Origin of the sequence: Sphingobacterium sp. 40-24 (assembly GCF_001899705.1) — a bacterium.
In the GTDB taxonomy this organism is placed as follows: Bacteria; Bacteroidota; Bacteroidia; order Sphingobacteriales; family Sphingobacteriaceae; genus Sphingobacterium; species Sphingobacterium multivorum.
Genome location: NZ_MKWH01000008.1, coordinates 1 through 19,419 on the forward strand (window position 1 = coordinate 1; position 19,419 = coordinate 19,419).

Sequence of the window (19,419 nt, forward strand, 5' to 3'; positions counted from 1 at the left end):
AAACAAGTTTTGATGCATTCATTAAAATATGAACGCTAATTGAAGACAAATATGATGGTATTACCACCAAAAGTGGGGAAGAACCTTAAACTGCAGTCCCTAAAAACGGTACTTTTATACCATATTCTTTCGTCTCAAAAAGTATAACAATTTCGATACAAACTCACTTTTTTGATTTCATACACTGCATACATCTCAGTTAAATTTGCTTAAACGTGATTCCAGTATCAAGGCCATCGCTTTGCTAAAATAGTATGCAAAAAAGTAACAATAGTGTCAGTACCTCCCCATCCAGAGTTTTAAATTTACAAGCTAACATTTTTATTGGCAATGGAAATATAGCATGGATAAAACCTTTCTAAAAGAACAAGCCTATCCCTATATCATGGAATCTGCAACTTACCTTAAAAATATAACCACACTAAAAAATGAACGCCGTTACCTGCCCTTGAGCAGCAGTCCCGAATACAACGACAATAGTGTATCAGCATGGTTTGACAATTGGACTAATTTCGATCTTAGTTTAGCGCATTTTCTTTTCCAGGCTGCTACAGAGGTGAGTACAGCAATGGGCAAACCGCAAGAAGCAGAGAATTGGTTAAAATGCAAGGCCCAACTACCTCACTATGCGACCGATGAAACTGGGCTACAGGTTGCTGTAAATCTTCCAATGAAACATTCCCACCGTCACATGTCTCCCTATATGGCAATTTATCCATTGGATTTATTAGACATCAATAATCCGCAGGAAAAAGAGCTCATTGAGAGCTCCCTAGATCACATTAAAAAACTGGGTACACGTGCGTGGGTTGGTTATTCCTTTGCATGGATGGCTTGTTTACACGCGCGCGCTAAACAAGGAAAGGAAGCCGTAACCAATCTTCGAAAATTTGCGCAGAACTTTTGTTCCTCCAATTCCTTTCATTTGAATGGCGACCAAAAAGGCGGGCAATATTCAGACTTTACGTATCGACCATTTACCTTAGAAGGTAACTTTGCATTTGCACAAGGAATACACGAATTGCTCATTCAGAGCAAAAATAACTATGTAGAAGTTTTTCCGGCTTTACCTGCTGAATGGGCAACAGCGTCTTTCAAAAATTTGAGAACGATGGGTGGATTTATCGTAAGCGCTGAAAAAAAAGAAAATAAAATTGTTCTGCTGAAAATAACTGCTACCGAAGATGGTACCTTTCGAATTTTTGAACCCAAGGCACTCATGCACATCAGCACTAAGAAGCTCATACAGAGAGATAACACCATACAATATGTGAAATTAAAAAAGGGACAAACAGTCAACCTATGTAGCCTATAAAAACAATGGATTTGCCTTACCAAATTAAAAAAACACCTTACACAGTACCGATACAGTCAATTTAAGTCAGCTGATAGCGTGCAAACAATGCAAAGAACCCAAATCATCCGAAGCGATAATTTGGGTTCTTTGCATTGTTACATTACATTATTTAGAATGATTATAAAAAATAATAGATAATCCTTTGAAAAATGCAATAGGACCAATAACTTTACCTCTGTTTATAATTAATCTAAATAAAATATTCAATGCATCGCATCATCATCTACCTTATGTTGCTTGTCCCAGGAGCTCTACTTGCGCAAGCACAGCACAAAGCAGAAATACTGGGTAAAATCCTTTCGTCCGACGGAAAGCCCATTGAAGGGATAACCGTCAGACTACAACCGCAAAACATAACAACTTCTACACGATCTAATGGTTCATATCAATTTAAATCACTTAAGCCGGGTCAGGCAAAATTAGCCATCTCAGCCATAGGTATTCAACCACATGAGCAGGAAGTCGAAATTACGGATGGTAAAAATAGGGTTCCTGATATTTACTTAATTGAAAATCAAGCGACACTGCAAGAGATCGTTATTAATGGTAAAGGAAATAACAAATTCACACGGAAACAGAGTTTATATGTTTCCAAAATGCCACTGAAAAATATGGAGAACGCACAGTCGTATGCTGTCGTTACCAAAGAGTTGCTAAAAAGTCAGGTGAATACAAATTATGATGATGCATTAGCCAACGTTTCAGGAATTGATAAGCTTTGGTCGGCGACTGGACGGCCCGGAGACGGTGTTAGTTACTACACGTTGCGCGGTTTTAGTACGCAGGCTGCCATGATTAATGGTGTAGTAGGTATTTCCAGTACAAGTCCAGACCCTGCGAATCTCGAAACAATTGAAGTGATTAAAGGGCCCTCTGGTTCATTATATGGCGGTGCGGCTGTTGGTTTCGGTGGATTAATCAATAATATCACGAAAAAACCTTTAGATACCGTGGGCGGTCGGGTAAATTATATTTTTGGAAGTTTCGCACAACATCGCCTTACGGCAGATATATATGGCCCATTAACAGCAGATAAAAAATTGCTCGGACGAATCAATACAGCATTATCCCATACAGGTACCTATCAAGACGCAGGATTTAATAAGTCGGTGTTTATTACACCTTCACTAACCTATAAACCAAACGAGAAACTGGATATCCAACTCGATGTTGAACTTTACCAAAACAAGGCTACTAATCCACTGATGGTTTTTCTCAATCGTTCACGTCAATTATTTGCCAGAACCCCCGAGGCACTCCAATTCGATTTTGATAAGTCCTATACTGCTAACGACGTCACATTCAAAAACCCAACCACCAACCTCCGCGGAAATGTAGTGTACCGGTTTAATGAGCGGTGGACGTCCAATACCACTGTAAACTGGAACAACCGGAAGGCCGATGGCTACTTTCAATATGTGATGTACCTACAAAACAGCAATGACACACTTATTAACAGATATGCTGGTAAACAAAATTATGCTGCAAAAAATATCAATGCTCAACAGAACTTTATTGGTGATTTTCATATCGGTGAGCTTCGCAATAGACTACTTGTCGGTCTGGATTATTTATACCAGCAAACAGAAACACATAATTCGCCCTATGTCCTTGTAGACCAGATCAACACAGCAATAGATGATCCAGATTACTATAAATTTAATGCAGGAACCATTGACGCAGCCATAAGCGCTTCAACGGCAGCCAAAACGAACAATAGAGGTCGAAATCAAGTATTGGGAGCCTATGTTTCAAATGTATTGGATCTCACATCGCAGCTACATCTAAACCTAGCGTTGCGTATGGATTATTTTGATAATAAAGGAACCTACAACTTCGATAAAGACACAACGACTGGGACTTACCATCAGACTGCTTTCTCACCCCGTTTTGGCTTGGTTTATGAAGCTGTAAAAGGTCAGGTATCACTATTCGCCAATTATCAAAATGGGTTTAAAAATGTATCTCCAGTTGTACAGCCACATCCCAGCATCTCGGGAGACTTCAAGCCCCAACAAGCCAAACAATGGGAAGCCGGAGTCAAATTAGACCTTTTAAACAACAAATTAGGCCTGACAGCAAGTTACTATGACATTTCAGTAGATAATATGCTTCGTCCTGACATAGTCACCATTGACGGACAAACCTATAATATTAGTGTACAGGACGGCACGCGCTTGAGCCGGGGAGTTGACTTTGATGTAACATTGGCCCCTATTCAAGGTCTAAACCTCATTATGAGCTATAGTTATAACAATAGTAAGATGACTAAAGCAGACAAGAATGTCAACAACCTACGTCCGACAGAAGCTGGGCCTAAACATCTTTCCAACATCTGGGCAAACTATAGCTTACAGCAAGGAAAACTAAAAGGACTAGGATTTGGTATCGGCATGAATTATGCAAGTGAAAATGTAATTACCAATAGTGTTGCAACTGGCACATTTACCCTTCCGTCTTACACACTCCTGAACGCGAGTCTATCTTATGGATTTAAACATTTTGAATTCGCCTTCAAAGCAAACAATTTAGGAAATCAAACTTATTTCAAAGGATGGACAACGGTAAACCCGCAAATGCCTAGAAATGTACTTGGAAGTGTTGCCTATCAATTTTAAAAATATTTTCTATAAAAAAAGCGTTTCGACAATGGTGGAAACGCTTTTTTTAACGTGAACTACAATTTATGCGAGCTCAATCAAAAATTCCTCTTTTGGAAGTCTAAATTTTTTCAGCTTCAACAACCAATCTTGTTCTTCCATCCGATAACCCAACGGAAGCATAACCGCACTCTTCAATCCTAGCTTATCTAAACCAAGTAATTCATCCAATTCGGCATTTGAAAAACCCTCCATAGGCGTTGCATCAACGCCTAGTTCTGCTGCCTGTGCAATTGCCAAACCAAAAGCAATATAAGCTTGCTTCGCCGCATGTGCCGCTTGTTGTTCTTCTGTAAAACTTGCTAATTGGCCTTTCAGCCTATTTTTATACTCGTCAGTGGTGTCTAAAGGTAAACCTCTCAAGGTATTCATCTTGTCGAAGGTTTTATCAATGCGTTCGTCGGTGTATCTATCCCATCCTGCAAACACCAATAGATGTGAACTATCAGCCACTATTTGTTGCCCCCAAGCCACAGGCACAATTTTTTCTTTTAATTCCTGATTCGTAATCACAATTACACGGAACTGTTGAAGTCCAGAAGAGCTAGGTGCCATCCGTGCTGCCTCCAAAATCTTATCCAAGTCTTCCTGAGCGACCTTTTTTGTGGGGTCGTATTTTTTTGTGGCATAACGCCATTCTAGGGTATCCAATAAAGCCATTTTGTTCTAGTTTAAATGATCAATAGCAACTTTATAAAGTTATGTAAAGATACATAAAAAAATAAATGTCTAAACATCAAAATCAAGAACTAAGGCAATAAAATTAGGACAAAAACAGATTGTTATTTAGCACTTGCTACTAAACTTTTAAGGCTAAAATACTGTACATTTACTTCTAATCGCAAACAAATGCCTATTTTATTCAATTTTATTAGGACCTTTGTATTAGTTTGCATCGGGTATAACAAAATGACCTTGAACCATTTGTTCTCGGTGGTAATACCTTAACAAAATAGAAAACAGGGCTTACGTGCTCCACAATAAAAACATCAGCAATGTCTATAACGAATGAAACTGAGCTAACAGGCATACAAAAAGCGAGCGATGCTGTTGCCATCACCTTAAAAGCTATGATAGAACATGCTCAAGTGGGCATGTCCACGAAGGAGCTTGACGAATATGGAGCCGAAATATTAAAAAGCATGGGTGCAAAATCTGCTCCCGCTCTCACTTATGATTTCCCAGGTTACACGTGTATCAGTATAAACAACGAATTTTGCCACGGAATACCTACGGCGGAAAGGATATTGCAAGAAGGCGATTTGATCAATATCGATGTATCTGCCGAATTAGATGGATATTGGGCTGATAATGGTTGTTCCTTTGTTATAGGAAAGGACATCTTTGAACACGAAAAATTGGTCAATGCATCGAAAGAAATTCTTCAAAAGGCAATCAATAATATTCGTGGTGGTGTGAAAATAGCGGATATTGGGCATCTAATCGAAACTGAGGCTAAAAAAAGAGGGTATAAAGTCATCAAGAACCTTGGGGGACATGGTGTAGGAAAAAGTCTGCACGAGGAGCCCGACGAACTGCTTAACTATAAAAACCGCTTCGACCAACGAAGATTTCGAAAAAATACCGTTGTTGCTATTGAAACCTTTATTTCAACGACCTCCACATACGCAACCGAACTCAACGATGGCTGGACAATGGTTGGGGACAAGGGTGGATTCATGGCACAACACGAACATACGATTCTCATTACCGATGGCTATCCCGTTATATTAACTGCACAGAATGCAATTTACTAACCAGTCATAAGAAGATACTTAGAGGTCTTTTCGAGCAAATTATTGAAAGCTATCGAAAAGACCTATTTTCTTTAAACAAGACTCCAAACTTGTGGTATAGTGCATCAACCCTTTACATCAGGATAGAGGTTGTTAAAATAATTAAGGGGCCTCTCATAACGAGAAAACCCCCAAATAATATATTTTTATGGCTAAATAATTTTTGTCAAACCCAAAGATTAATCTCACTGGATAACTGACTACAGCAGTAAAAATAGCTTATTCTTCTCAGCAAAAAAGTGATGAAAATCACTTTTCATAAAAATTTTATTCTCGTATTCAAAATTCAGCTTCACTCGTCTTCACATGCCCCTCAACTATTGTCTTTTAACTGTTTTGAAAACTATTTTGAAAAACACCAAACATTAGAAAACCTTTGTTCCAAACTCTTCGCTTCCAACCCTTAATCCTTGCTCAGCTGCCTGAATAAACATGTGGGATAAAACGCTACGATAATATTTGTATTTAGGCTGGTGTAACTTATAAAGTTTAGTATTTTTGATCGATTAAAGTAATCTAGATTGAGAACAATAAAATTCCATAAGGGAGAATGCGGTGTTGACTTCTTGTTGAATGTCCTCAACGAAATAGAAACGGATTATACACATCAAGAAACTTACCATAAAGACTTTTTTGAAATTCTATTTTTCAAAAAAGCGAAAGGCAGATTGATATTGGGGCAAGAGATCCTCTCCTTGTCCGACAATTCAATTATCTTTATTTCAGCTTTTCAGAAACATACCTGGGAACTGGATCCTGAACACCTTGAGTTTACAACATTGATTTTTCAGGAAGACTTTTTAAATGATTTCTTTTCGGATAAATTATTCACATACAAACTATTATATTTCTACCAGCTTAGTTATGTACCCCAGATTATAGCAGATGACACACATATGTCAAAATTCTTAGGTCTTCTCGCCGAAATTAAACTTGAACTCATGGAAACCCAAGCAGATAGTGTCCATATTATTCGTTCTTTACTTTATTACCTATTGCAAACTTTAAACCGAAAATATGCACGCTTAAATATGCTTCCGAACCAAAAAGCGGAAAATAACTTCGCCTATCAATTCAAAGAACTTATGGAACAGTTCATTCGGGAGAAACAACGGGTAAACGAATATGCGACACTTATGGGAATAAGTAGGATTACACTAAATCAGGCCGTTAAGGCACAGTTTAATACCACAGCAGCCCACTTACTTCGACAACGGTTACTATTCGAGATTCAGGATCTGCTGATCCACTCTGACCATTCCGTTAATCAAATTGCTTTTGATCTTAACTTTTCAGAACCCAATCATTTAATGCGTTTTTTTAAAACTCAAACTGGAAAAACCATAAGTGCATTTATTCAGGAATTCAAATAAATGTTGAATTATCTATTATACAAATTGTCGCTATGGAAATCGCGCCATGCAGATCGGCCTCCCCATGGCCCGATTTCCCAATAAATCAATAGCGTGCCAAGTACGTCTCGATATCCTGAACCTGCGCATAAAAGAACGCCAAAGCAGCAAGAAAGGCATGCTGAACATCCAGTGCAGCAACTACGGAACCATTAATCTCAAGATCGCGCGTTGCACAGGCATCAGCAATTACAGTACATGAAAAACCTAAATCGACAGCGGCGCGTACCGTAGCGTCGATACACATATGGGTCATCATGCCTACGACAACAAGTTTCTCGACCTTATTGCTGCGAAGGTAATCCAATAATTCTGTCTCTCTAAAGCTGTTGGGAAAATGTTTACGTATTACTAGCTCGTTTGGCATTGGACTCACGCTTTCATGAATTTCGGCAGCTCTTGTGCCATCAATAAAGAATGGCATTGCTTTTGGATCTGAGGAAATATGTTGGATATGGACCACCGGCAATTTTTCTCGCCTAAATTGGTCGATCACTCTTCTGGCGTTCATCCCTGCCTTTAAGGGATCCACAAGTTCCATTCCGCCATCTTCAAAATACTCGTTTTGAATATCAATGACTATTAATGCGCTATTTCTCATCTATTTTATGAATTAAGTTTAATACAAAATTAAGCTGGATTTAGCGGCGATGACCTACCAATAAATCACCAAATACTACCATTTTGATAAGAGCGATAAGACGGGATGGATAGAAAGTTATGTAATGTTTTACATAATTTCGATCAAAAAATCACCAACAAAAGCTAACTTCGCTGCATATAAACGTCACATACAGGTGATAAATCGTAATAATAGATATCATGGCATTGAAAGAATTACAACACAGCAAAATATATGGCGCAGATAACGGTGGCACTCCATTAATTGTCCTACATGGGCTTTTTGGCATGGCAGACAACTGGGGATCCTTTGGTCGTAGTTTTGGCGAGAAAAGACAGGTACATCTACTCGATCTTCGTAATCACGGACGAAGTTTCCATAGTGAAGATATGTCGGTGGAAGTTATGGTAGACGATCTGCTATCCTATATTGCATCCATTGGAGCAGATAAAGTATTGCTATTGGGCCATTCTCTAGGCGGAAAAGTAGCGATGCAATTTGCTATTGACCATCCTGAAAAGATTGAAAAACTGATCATCGCTGATATAGCCCCGAAAGCTTATCCTCCACATCATGAGGACATATTCGACGCGCTATCTGCTGTAGATATTACAACACTAGAAAACAGGAAAGATGTACAAGTAAAGATTGAACACTACTTGAGTGATCCGGGTGTTATCCAATTTTTATTAAAAAATGTATATATCAGAGAAGATCGAAAATTAGATTGGCGCTTTAATCTGGATGTTTTAAAAAATAAATATACGGAGTTTATTACTGTCGGGGTAAAATCAGGAATATTCAACGGCCCCACATTATTTCTACCAGGAGAAAAATCAAGATATATATTACCTGAAGATAAGATTAAGATCAGGGAACAATTTCCAAATGCCGTATTTAAAACAATTCCTAATGCTGGTCACTGGGTTCAAGCTGAAAATCCACAGGCATTCGACGCATTCGTTGCCGAGTTTTTAGATCGATAAAAATGAGATACATTGAATGTCTACTCCGACTTGCTGGTCCTTAAAACCTCTCGTAAGATGTAGACATTCAAGACTATTATTTCAACGCCTTTGCGTAGGTCTTTATCGCACGATCACGGGCAATCTGATGGTCAACCATAGGCTCACAATAGGCTGGAGTACCTAATTCAGGAACCCATTTTTTTATATACTCCTGATTTTTATCGAACTTCTCAGCCTGAAGCGTCGGATTAAAAACCCTGAAATACGGGGCTGCGTCGCAGCCACTGCCTGAGGCCCATTGCCAGTTACCATTGTTGGCCGACAGATCATAATCATTTAATTTTTGCGCAAAGTAGGCCTCCCCCCACCTCCAGTCAATCAAAAGGTGTTTACAAAGAAAACTGGCTACGACCATTCGTACGCGATTGTGCATATAACCGGAAGTATTCAATTGGCGCATACCCGCATCTACTAAAGGATATCCGGTCTGTCCTTCACACCATTGCTGGAATTCTACCTCATCGTTCCGCCATTGTATGGCGTCGTATTGCTTTCTAAAGGATTCGGTAACAACATGCGGATAGTGATAGAGAATCTGCATAAAAAATTCACGCCAGATCAATTCAGACAACCAGGTCGCATTGTGTTTTAAAGCAAAGGTAACACACCGACGTACACTGATTGTTCCAAAACGAAGTGCTATCCCCAAATGAGTAGTGCCCATTAACGCTGGATAATCGCGGGTTTTATCATAGTGATCAATGATAGTAGCATCCAGGTGTGGTTCTTTAAAGCTAAGATCGGTCTCTAAAAAACCTAAGTTCTCCAAAGAAATGATCTGCTGATGCTTTTGCTGAACGAAGGGTTCCATTGCGTAGGTATAGGAACGATGGTCCTCAGGACGTAATTTCTCACGCCATTTTTTTGCATAAGGCGTATAAACCGTATATGGTGTCCCATCATTCTTTAAGATATCTGCTTTATCAAAAATAACCTGATCTTTCACAGCTTTGAAGGGAATTCCCTTAGCTTGAAAGAACTCAAAAATTTCTTTGTCCCGCGCAATTGCCATTGGCTCATAGTCCCGATTACAATAGACGCCCTGCACATCAAATTTTTCAACCAAGTTCCTGTAGATAGCGATAGGTTTACCATAGAACGTATTCAACGTTGCACCACTTTCCCCTAGTATAGTATTGATACGGGTTAAAGCCTGATGGATGTAATGAAGACGTCGATCCCTTTTATCCTCCAATTGCATCAAAATTTCCTCGTCAAATATAAATATAGGTAGTACCGGATAACCCAAAGCCAGCGCGCGAGCAAGCCCGGCATTATCATCCAGCCGTAAATCACGACGAAACCAAAACACAATAATTTTATTTTTTTCCATAAAAACGACCAATATTTACCATCATTACCCATGTTAACAATTTTAAAGGGTAAAAGGTTAACTCAATAATTAGGTAAAAATACCTCTATAAACAGACTGAACCATCAAAGGTACTTGAAATTCCCCTTGATGGTTCAGCATTGAATAATTTTATTGTGTTAGTTTTTCAAACTTGCCATGTCAATAACAAACCGGTATTTAACATCACTTTTCAATAGTCTATCATAAGCATGATTGATATCCTGCATTTTAATCAGCTCTATGTCGGATATAATATTGTGTTTACCACAAAAATCAAGCATCTCCTGTGTTTCGGCTATCCCCCCGATCATCGAACCTGAAAAACTCTTACGTGTTGGAATCAGGCTAAAAGGAGCCACAGGAAGTGGATGCTCCGGAGCACCAACAAGAGTCAGGGAACCATCTCGTTTCAATAAACTTAAATAGGCATTGATGTCATGCTGTGCCGAAACACAATCTAAAATGAAATGTAAAGTTCCCGCATGCGCTTTCATTTGTTCTGCATCAGTTGACAAGATCACTTCATCGGCACCTAAACGTTTGGCGTCATCCACTTTAGACGCAGACGTTGTAATGACAACAACTTGTGCTCCCATTGCTTTCGCTATTTTTACCCCCATGTGTCCCAAGCCGCCGATACCTACGATACCTACTTTTTTTCCTGGTCCCACATTCCAATGCCTCAAAGGCGAATAAGTGGTAATTCCAGCACATAATAAAGGCGCTGTTGCTGCAAGATCCAAATTTTCAGGAATTTGGAGCACAAAATCCTGGTCTACTACAACGCGTTCGGAATAACCGCCGAATGTCTGTTTATTAAGGTGCTTATCGTGTCCATTGTAGGTTTGAATATTTCCACTTTCACAATATTGTTCCAGTCCTTCCTTACAACTTTCACATTCGCGACAACTATCTACCATACAGCCTACACCAGCCAAATCGCCGACTTTAAACTTGGTCACCGCTGAGCCAACTTGAGTAATTCGCCCCACAATTTCATGGCCGGGTACATTCGGATAAACGGTCCCACCCCATTCGTTTCGCGCTGTATGTAAATCCGAATGGCAAACTCCACAAAATAAGATATCAATCTCGACATCTTTCTCCGTCACTTCGCGACGTTCAATATCCATCTGTTTTAGATCGGCCGTTGGTGCACTTGTTCCAAAAGCTCTAATTGAAAATGTACTCATACTTGATAAAATTGTTGTTTTCTGTTTTAAATGACTGCATAAAATTCCTATGTACAACACAGATTCCATCCGCACGATAAAATTAACCAATGGATGGAAAAAATGTTTTGAAGGAACGATAACAAAAGTAAAAAGCAACTTTCAGAATTATGTTGCCATAAAGCTCAAGTTGCTGTTTCTTTACGGCTCATCGCATCATGCTTGAACATCTGTGATAAGCTAAGCTTTGTAAACCGCACGGGTTCGTCAGGATTTTGTACCTGTTCAAACGAACTAATCAGCATCTTCTACCTGTACAGACGGATTAATCAGTATCTTCTACCTGTACAAATTGCATTGCCAACCCCTGTTTCTGGCAGATGTTCAGAATAGAAAATTCCAATCGGGTACTAATCCGCAGGACAAGCAAAAATTGCTGATCATCCAACAATAAATCAATATTTTTTATCTCCGGGAAACTCTGATAGAGAAAATGATAAATCTCGCTGGCTTTCCACTTCAGCTTACGAGATAAAGAATAAACAACTTTATACATATTTAGATTATTTCAAAATTTTAACGGCAATTTGTTGTAATTGGTGGTTCAAAAAAGGCATCTGTTTCAGTTCCTCAAAATCTCGGGCTAGTCGAACCCTTTTATTTTCATTTTCCAGCGCAAGAGCGAGGCTATCCAAGCGCTCCACATCATTGTGTATCAATAAATAACAATCGATATCGGGATCCAGTACCCCCATCATTTCAGGGCGGATCGTTTCCTCTGTCTCCACCATGACCAAAACGCATCTTTCTGATGCAAAGCTATCCACCGACTTGCCTACTTTCGCATTTAACACCATAGTTGTCATCCTGTTTATTGTCTGTATAAAAAGAATCGATCAATCAAAATAGACATATTCTGTATTTTTGTCGAAACCACCTCCTAAAAAAAGAACGATATACGTCCCTACTATTTACAATAACTTATTCTCGTTATCCTGTCGAATGGCTAGCGCAGCCCCTTAACACATATACTTGTCAACCAGGAAAGCCTCGCTTCAAAATCCGGAAAACGATCAAAAAGTAAAACTTCCTGCTCAAAACAACGTGATGTTGTCACTAACATTTCCGATAAAAACAGGATATCCTTTTCCTCCAAGGCCTGAATTTCTTCTTTCCTAACGGCTAATTCAATCATTTCACGAATCAGCTTAATCTCGTCATCCAGCATGTATCGTGTTTTTGAAACCATCAAGGCTGGGTCGGATTTCATATCTTCGAATGCGAGATGAAAGCGTTTCGTAATTAAATTAATCTGACGTAGTTTTGCTTGTAAAAAACCAACTAAATTATCTTCCAGTGAAGCTTCCCTGTTATAAGTTCTACTCGCGACCTCAAACACTTGCTGACATAAGTACTCCGCAATCGCATCAAAGACATCCATCTTACTGGTAAAATAGTAATACAACGTGCTCCGCCCCTTTCCACAAGCTTTTGAAATATCCTGCATGGAAACCCTTGCAAATCCATAGGTTTCAAACACTTTCATGGATGATAAGATAATTTCCTCTTTAATATTTTCTTGTTGACCTGTCATTACTCGACAAATCTACAAAAAATGTCGAAAAATCAATTCACCCAGCCAACTTTTTTTCGCCACTCATTGTAGGTGTCGTTCTCCTGATCCAGAAATGGAATTCGCTCCACATCTTCAATTTTATTCATTTCTTTAGGATTAAGGGGTAAAAGGTTCATTGTGCTCCTTAAGCTGTTTATTGCATTTTTATCTTCCACGGGATAAATACTGCCACAGCTGCTTAACTGTGTCCCATAACGTTGCGGCTTACTTTTGAAAACCTGAATTCGATCGTGCAAATAAGCCAGATTTGCGAGATTGATGTCCATGATATTATCAAGAAGCAACTGATAACAATCTTGCATAAATTGAGGTTCTCCTATCGCATGCTGAACAATCAGCCAAGCTGAATTGCTAGCTGCTTCGCCGACTTTTGAAATAGTTGGATAACCTATTTCGGCAATGATTTCACGTAATCTTTTTGCATTCCGTCGGTGAATGGTTTCCATCTCCACATGATATCCCCCATGAAGCTCTCCCCTCTGCAATAACTTTTCCCGCATTGATTCTTCGTCCTGCCCTAATCGGATAATCTCTTCCGCAATATTTCTATATAACATCTCAATTTTCTAAAATTTTTAATACGTATTTTACTTCTCTAAATCCTTTCCCCCTCGGCCGGTAACCTATTACATTCATACGCTATTTTGCTCAACTATTGCTAGATTACGTTTGATTTGAATACATCGACGGAAATACACTACGTTTTATGTATAATCTTATTCAGGTGGCTTACATCAGTCAGCCCAAATTCAGCGACAATTTCCTTTAAGGTAACTCTTCCTGTTGCTATTCTTTGACGTATTAAGGTATTGCGGTAGTTTTGAATATATTCGCGTAAGGTAATTCCTGCCTGACGTTTAAAGTAAATACCGAGATAATCGTTGGCAATGTTAAAATGCTCCGCCATTATTTGTATCCGTAAACGATTGGGATCGTAAATATTTTTATGGATATAACAAAACATGGCCTGCAGGTCACGGCTTTTAAAACTATTGCTACGCAATTCGGGCATATTCCGCTGCAAAACATGCACAACACTGAATAATTGGAACCAAATAAGCTCCTGATTTCCAATTTGATCTTTTCTTAATAAGAGAAGGGTATCAAAGATCAGTGTTATTATCGCATTATCTTCTCCAACTAATTGAAACCCCATCTGATGAGTTTCTCTACTTTTTATAAGATATTCCAGCTGTTGTATAGCGGACGTAGAACCCGAACTGTTACGACCAAGGTAGGCGTCGGTGAACTTAAGATATACAAAATGGGTGAGTTGTTCGATTTCAAAATAATGTTGGTCATCTGGCCCTAGTAGAAAGATCGACCCTGCTTTGTAAGGAAATGAATGCCCATTAACAATATGTCGCCCTGTCCCCTCACGAATAAAAATGAACTCGTAATGATTGTGATTGTGTTCCGGATGAGTCCATTCAAGCATCTTAAACCCTGAAATAAGCACCGGTTCAAACTGACGATAACGTTTCATTTCAGAAATATACCTAATTATATTGGATTTTTACATTAAAACCCACTAGGCTTCCAACTAACTTTGGCCCTATAAGTAATATAGAAAGATGAAGACTAGAAAAAACACCGCTTTAGTTGTTGGCGCCAATGGCGTTATTGGCAACAATCTCATAGACTATCTTGAAAAGATGGAGGAATGGGAAATTATAGGTTTATCACGACGAGCAAATGCCGATCGGGTTAACGTTCGTTTTATCGCTGTAGATTTATTGGATATAGCCGATTGTCTCAAAAAGCTAGGCAACTTGGATACCGTAACCCATATTTACTACGTTGCTTATCAGGATAGACCGACCTGGGCTGAGCTAGTGGAGCCCAATATGAAAATGCTAAGCAATGTTTTGACCGCGGTGGAACCGGTAGCAAGTGATCTTCAGCACATCAGCTTAATGCAAGGGTATAAAGTATATGGTGCTCATCTGGGCCCTTTCAAAACACCAGCCAAAGAATCAGATGCCGGACATATGCCGCCGGAATTCAATACCAGCCAACAGCAATACCTCGAACAATTGCAAAAGGGTAAGAAATGGACTTGGTCAGCGATGCGTCCGTCAGTTGTTGGTGGAACGGCCCCCAATAATCCCATGAATCTAGCGATGCTCATTGCTGTATATGCATCTATCTCAAAAGAACTCGGTATTCCACTTCGATTTCCAGGAAAAATTGGCGCTTTTCAGACATTGATGGAAATGACCGATGCAACACTATTAGCCAAAGCAACGGTATGGGCCTCGACCAATCCACAAGCGGCCAATCAAGCCTTCAACATTAACAACGGCGATCTCTTCCGCTGGAAGGAACTATGGCCCAAATTAGCGGCCTATTTTGGTATGGAAAGCGCTGATCCTATTCCGCTATCACTCAACACAATGATGGCAGATAAGGAGCCTATATGGCAAAAATTAAGAGAAAAGCATTTATTAAGCTATAGCTATGATCAAGTTTCAGCTTGGCCTTTTGGCGATTTTGTATTTTCTTGGGATTATGATTTTTTTGCCGATGGCACAAAGGCAAGGCGTCTCGGCTTTCATGAATTTATTGACACCGAACAAATGTTTTATCAGCTCTTTGACGAAATGCGTAAAAAAAGAATAATTCCATAATAGCAAAGATTAAATTTTACCGTCTATTTTTGTAACTTACCCGGCTCAAGCATAACCTTTACTTCATTGCAATTTCATCCGGTATCATTTTATCGTTTCATAGTCAAAAGGATAGCGGATGTTTTCATAAAACAAACAATATGAATACAAAAAAAGCCTTTGTAGTTGGATCAGGAAAACTGGCAAACGCGATACTGGAAGCCGATTATTCCATCCCCAATGTAGAAATTCTACCTTGGCAGCCATCCATTACAACGTCGTCGCCATCGATCATTATACATGCCGGATCGGGTCGGGAGCTGCAAGATTGTCTTGATTTTTGTGCACGTACGGATTCGGTATTCATTGAATTGTCTACAGGGCTAGAGACCGAAAAGCTCGAGACTGCATTTCCACTTGTCATTTGCCCAAATACCTCCATACTTTTGCTAAAAACACTCCATATGCTTCAACAATTTGGTCATAATTTCAAAGACTACGAAATATCTATTATGGAGTCTCATCAGTCTTCCAAGCTTACTGAACCAGGTACAGCTTATCATATAGCCAATTCTTTACATGTCGCTCATGAACGCGTTATCTCTATTCGCGATGCAAAAACGCAAGCTTATAAAATCAATATTCCCGTTGCCTACTTAGAAAAGCATGCCTACCATCAGATTGTGATCAAAGATAAAAATGATGAAATTAAAATTGAGACCAAGGTCCTCGGACATGATTCTTATTCAAATGGTGTCAAAAAAATCCTTGAAGCATGTGTCAACAATAAATTAGCCAATAGAAGGCATACTGTGTTGGATTTGGTAGCTATGGGGCTACTTTAGTTAAACTTTCAATTTAGAAAGGAGCTTTCTACAAGAGGAGTAAGAGGAAAATCCATTTGATTTTCTTCTAAGGCCACAACATCAAAAAATATGGGATTTGGAGTATTTATCTTTATACCGTTGCTGATAATTCTGCTGTTATGCGGGGTTATCACAAAAAGACGATTCTTCGGGTATGCAATTTTATCTCTGATCGGTGGCGCAATTATACTTTTTTCTTTGTCTCAATTTTTTCAATGGATCACGAGCCCAAAAATCCTAAAAAAAGAAGATTATTATGGTACCTACCACATAAAGCGTGACCTGTTCCCAGGAAAACAAGCTGACTGGCAATATAATAGCTACAATTTTGTCATAAAGGATAACGATTCGATTTATTTCAACGTCGTAAGTGCGGGTAAAGTATCCAAAGTTTACAAAGGCAAGATCGAAACAGTCTGTCCTTACCAATCCGCACGCTTAAAACTGTGGATGGACTTCCCCGCTCATCATATTCTTGCTTCAGATCCAACGGTATACCGAAGCCCTTTAGGCTTCTATTTGGTATTTTATTCGTCGAAATATAACAACGTTTTTTTTGAAAAAGACTGACATTGAAGCGTTATTTAACATGACAAGATATTTTCTCTATGTACAGATCACTGTCCTAGGTAACATGCATAAAAAAACACCAAAAAATGGTGTTTTCTTATTTTACAATAAATAATAGGATTAGTTTGCTAGCATCTATTTCCCTTTTGCCTTTAGAAATCGTTTTGACAAATATTGCCGTACGGGTATATCGTATAACTTCAAACAGCCGTATGCAAGCACAATACTTCCGATCACAACAGCCGCTGCTCCGGGCAACGACTCTTCAAAACTCAGATTTTCATTCTTAACCCAAGCATAGTATAGATAGATAAAGGGATAATGTACCATATACAAAGGATAGGATATATCACCTAAAAACTTGCAAAGCCAACTTGTAATACCATTACCGCCCTTGCCAGAAGCGCCTAACACAACGAGTAAAGGGAAAACCACGACACAACATAGCGTGTCGTATAAACCATTCATCCATAGTTGCTCGGCACCACCAATGCGCGGCATAGCCAAAAGTGGCACTAGGATCAAACTACAAATCCAAAATGCGCCCTTGATCTGTAAAGACTTAAATACTCTAGATAAGAATAAGCCTGCTGTAAATGAAAACAAAAGACGAAGTGAACCCGCCGTAAATTCCGTTTCTGTGAGTGAAAAACCAGCACAGATATCTCCCAAAGGTCCCAATATCGCAAAGGCCGCCAACCCTATCCCGAATAAAACAACGAGCCCAGCCAATACTTTGGTTGAAAATCTACGAATAATCAATGCATACAGAATATTACCGATGTATTCGAAAAACAACGACCAGCTCGGCCCATTTAATGGAAACATCTCCCCAAGCCCTCTCACTTCTTGCCCTGGAATGGCAGGAATCAACAAGGCATTCAAAAGGGTCGCGATTGCCAGCGAAGAAAATGTCACCTTAGTCACATCCCAAACAGAACATCCCTGAAAATAAAACATGACTGCTCCAATGATCGCACCCATTACAACCATCGGATGTAAACGTATTATCCGACGCTTGATAAATTCTTTTATTGTCATTGTCTTCCAACGATCGTCATAAGCATAGCCCACGACAAAACCTGAAAGCATAAAGAAAAAGTCAACGGCCAAATAACCGTGATTAATACGCTGGTCTAAATGGCTCGTCGCAAAGGCTTCAAAAATATGAAAGCAAACAACAGTTATAGCTGCTACACCGCGTAACCCGTCAAGTACTGCATAATGTGGTTTGGTATCTGCATAAACGGAAGTCGGTATTTGAGTATCGGACATAAAAACAAAACGATTTGATTGATTTTTTTACAAGGGCGTAAATATAAACAAAATCGTCCATGCAGATTTGTAACAAGTTTACCGGTGCTCCATTTTTAAAGGCTGTTAATTAACACTGGGAATATAATCCGGTAAGTAAACCTGCTCTTTTTGCATATCTTGGATGTAAATTTTAGAATAAATTTCCAAACGGATATCGGTGATGTCTGTAGTCATCGGCTTGTCGTCTTCATCTTCTCCAAATGAAAAAATCTGTTCTTCCCTTCTATTTTTTTTATGCAAAAAATAGTAAAAGTCTTTATTTTCCCAACCTTTTATATCACTTCCAGCATCATCTTGAACCTTCAATTTTGTAAACGTCTTCTGTAGATAGTTGTAAATATTTTGAAAATCATCTTTATTTTTTGAAGTCTTCAGTGCATATAGATAAGCAAATTCACCATTTTTATCCTCTGCCACTGTCAACGCTGGAAAAGGAACTCCGTTTAATATAGCTATGGTGTCCTTATCTTCATTGTAAGAAACCGTGGTGTAACGATAACCGAAATCTCTGACCGGCTTTAATTTTCGTGTTCCCCAGACTGCAGTAGACTCGATATAAAATGGTGTTGGCAAACTCCCTTCTGAATTAAAAACAGCAAGCGTATCCTTTTTAAATATGGCGGTTTCAAAGACTTCTTTCAACTCTTTCTTATCCATACTTTTAACGTCTGCATGCAGCAACTCTTCGCTCCTTTTTATCTTGGGGCCATAAAATTTGGATGCATTAAAGGTTCTATCCAATTTTTCAAGTATCACCCTGTCTGGATCTTGCGATTGACAGGAATACAGCATACCCGATAAAAGGATCAGACAGCATACACTATAATATAGAAAATGAAACGGCTTCATCGGAATTGTCATTTAAATTATTTTTTGGGTTATGATCTTTACTTTGCCGTAAAGATCTTCAAACTAAAATAAATTTGTATTCATTTGCAAATGAAATTGTGCGGGATTAACACCTTTTGACTTTTTAGAAGTGCAGCGCAATCCAAAGTACATCATTCGTGGTCGCTTGCT

Annotated in this window: 19 protein-coding genes; 8 read left to right on the forward strand and 11 right to left on the reverse strand. The window is 39.0% G+C overall.

What is annotated here, in order from left to right; translation table 11 throughout:
- Positions 1-343 precede the first annotated feature (343 nt).
- Together BGP15_RS02315 and BGP15_RS02320 are read left to right on the forward strand one after the other, a co-directional pair.
- On the forward strand, positions 344-1,315 hold the full coding sequence (locus BGP15_RS02315; protein WP_286768602.1) for a glycosyl hydrolase family 95 catalytic domain-containing protein: 972 nt from the start codon (positions 344-346) through the stop codon (positions 1,313-1,315).
- 248 nt (positions 1,316-1,563) lie between these two features.
- Positions 1,564-3,975 carry a TonB-dependent siderophore receptor gene (locus BGP15_RS02320; protein WP_115049312.1) on the forward strand — a complete coding sequence of 804 codons (2,412 nt, stop codon included), beginning with the start codon at positions 1,564-1,566 and terminating at the stop codon, positions 3,973-3,975.
- A 66-nt stretch (positions 3,976-4,041) separates the two neighbouring features.
- Here the strand turns inward: BGP15_RS02320 and BGP15_RS02325 are convergent, their stop codons facing one another.
- Positions 4,042-4,677 (reverse strand): NAD(P)H-dependent oxidoreductase, encoded by a 636-nt coding sequence (locus tag BGP15_RS02325; protein WP_046674603.1) that lies wholly within the window; start codon positions 4,675-4,677, stop codon positions 4,042-4,044.
- Positions 4,678-5,012: 335 nt separating this feature from the next.
- Between BGP15_RS02325 and map the strand changes: the two genes are divergently transcribed.
- A complete protein-coding gene (gene map, locus BGP15_RS02330) occupies positions 5,013-5,774 on the forward strand; it encodes a type I methionyl aminopeptidase (protein ID WP_115049314.1) in 762 nt (253 codons plus the stop codon).
- A 560-nt stretch (positions 5,775-6,334) separates the two neighbouring features.
- Complete coding sequence (locus BGP15_RS02335; RefSeq protein ID WP_046674601.1) at positions 6,335-7,186, forward strand: helix-turn-helix domain-containing protein; 852 nt, start codon at positions 6,335-6,337, stop codon at positions 7,184-7,186.
- Between the two features lie 85 nt (positions 7,187-7,271).
- On the opposite strand, the gene BGP15_RS02340 is transcribed toward BGP15_RS02335, so the two are convergent.
- Positions 7,272-7,826, reverse strand: coding sequence for a cysteine hydrolase family protein (locus BGP15_RS02340; protein WP_115049316.1), 555 nt, complete (start codon positions 7,824-7,826; stop codon positions 7,272-7,274).
- 221 nt (positions 7,827-8,047) lie between these two features.
- On the opposite strand from BGP15_RS02340, the gene BGP15_RS02345 reads away from it, so the two are divergent.
- A complete protein-coding gene (locus tag BGP15_RS02345) occupies positions 8,048-8,833 on the forward strand; it encodes an alpha/beta fold hydrolase (protein WP_046674599.1) in 786 nt (261 codons plus the stop codon).
- 76 nt (positions 8,834-8,909) lie between these two features.
- Here BGP15_RS02345 and BGP15_RS02350 read toward each other — a convergent pair whose 3' ends face one another.
- The 7 genes from BGP15_RS02350 to BGP15_RS02380 form a co-directional block, all read right to left on the reverse strand.
- The gene (locus tag BGP15_RS02350; RefSeq protein WP_115049318.1) at positions 8,910-10,208 is read right to left on the reverse strand and encodes a cryptochrome/photolyase family protein; all 1,299 of its coding nucleotides are present in this window, start codon (positions 10,206-10,208) and stop codon (positions 8,910-8,912) included.
- A 158-nt stretch (positions 10,209-10,366) separates the two neighbouring features.
- On the reverse strand, positions 10,367-11,422 hold the full coding sequence (locus BGP15_RS02355; protein ID WP_115049320.1) for an NAD(P)-dependent alcohol dehydrogenase: 1,056 nt from the start codon (positions 11,420-11,422) through the stop codon (positions 10,367-10,369).
- 304 nt (positions 11,423-11,726) lie between these two features.
- Positions 11,727-11,957: a hypothetical protein gene (locus BGP15_RS02360; protein WP_046674596.1), complete on the reverse strand. Its 231-nt coding sequence runs from the start codon at positions 11,955-11,957 to the stop codon at positions 11,727-11,729.
- 7 nt (positions 11,958-11,964) lie between these two features.
- Positions 11,965-12,267: a hypothetical protein gene (locus BGP15_RS02365; protein ID WP_147282053.1), complete on the reverse strand. Its 303-nt coding sequence runs from the start codon at positions 12,265-12,267 to the stop codon at positions 11,965-11,967.
- A gap of 140 nt (positions 12,268-12,407) precedes the next feature.
- Positions 12,408-12,995, reverse strand: a complete 588-nt coding sequence (locus BGP15_RS02370; protein ID WP_046674594.1) for a TetR/AcrR family transcriptional regulator — start codon at positions 12,993-12,995, stop codon at positions 12,408-12,410.
- Between the two features lie 32 nt (positions 12,996-13,027).
- Positions 13,028-13,594 (reverse strand): DUF6624 domain-containing protein, encoded by a 567-nt coding sequence (locus BGP15_RS02375; protein WP_115049322.1) that lies wholly within the window; start codon positions 13,592-13,594, stop codon positions 13,028-13,030.
- Between the two features lie 140 nt (positions 13,595-13,734).
- Positions 13,735-14,523, reverse strand: a complete 789-nt coding sequence (locus BGP15_RS02380; RefSeq protein ID WP_115049324.1) for an AraC family transcriptional regulator — start codon at positions 14,521-14,523, stop codon at positions 13,735-13,737.
- 88 nt (positions 14,524-14,611) lie between these two features.
- On the opposite strand from BGP15_RS02380, the gene BGP15_RS02385 reads away from it, so the two are divergent.
- The 3 genes from BGP15_RS02385 to BGP15_RS02395 all read left to right on the forward strand — a co-directional run bounded on the left by BGP15_RS02385 (position 14,612) and on the right by BGP15_RS02395 (position 17,082).
- A complete protein-coding gene (locus BGP15_RS02385; protein WP_115049327.1) occupies positions 14,612-15,667 on the forward strand; it encodes an SDR family oxidoreductase in 1,056 nt (351 codons plus the stop codon).
- A gap of 140 nt (positions 15,668-15,807) precedes the next feature.
- Positions 15,808-16,491, forward strand: a complete 684-nt coding sequence (locus tag BGP15_RS02390; protein ID WP_115049329.1) for a dihydrodipicolinate reductase C-terminal domain-containing protein — start codon at positions 15,808-15,810, stop codon at positions 16,489-16,491.
- A 90-nt stretch (positions 16,492-16,581) separates the two neighbouring features.
- Complete coding sequence (locus BGP15_RS02395; RefSeq protein WP_070565406.1) at positions 16,582-17,082, forward strand: hypothetical protein; 501 nt, start codon at positions 16,582-16,584, stop codon at positions 17,080-17,082.
- Positions 17,083-17,217: 135 nt separating this feature from the next.
- Here BGP15_RS02395 and BGP15_RS02400 read toward each other — a convergent pair whose 3' ends face one another.
- Together BGP15_RS02400 and BGP15_RS02405 are read right to left on the reverse strand one after the other, a co-directional pair.
- Positions 17,218-18,357, reverse strand: a complete 1,140-nt coding sequence (locus BGP15_RS02400) for an acyltransferase family protein (RefSeq protein ID WP_070565408.1) — start codon at positions 18,355-18,357, stop codon at positions 17,218-17,220.
- Positions 18,358-18,462: 105 nt separating this feature from the next.
- Complete coding sequence (locus BGP15_RS02405) at positions 18,463-19,248, reverse strand: hypothetical protein (protein WP_236560222.1); 786 nt, start codon at positions 19,246-19,248, stop codon at positions 18,463-18,465.
- Positions 19,249-19,419 lie beyond the last annotated feature (171 nt).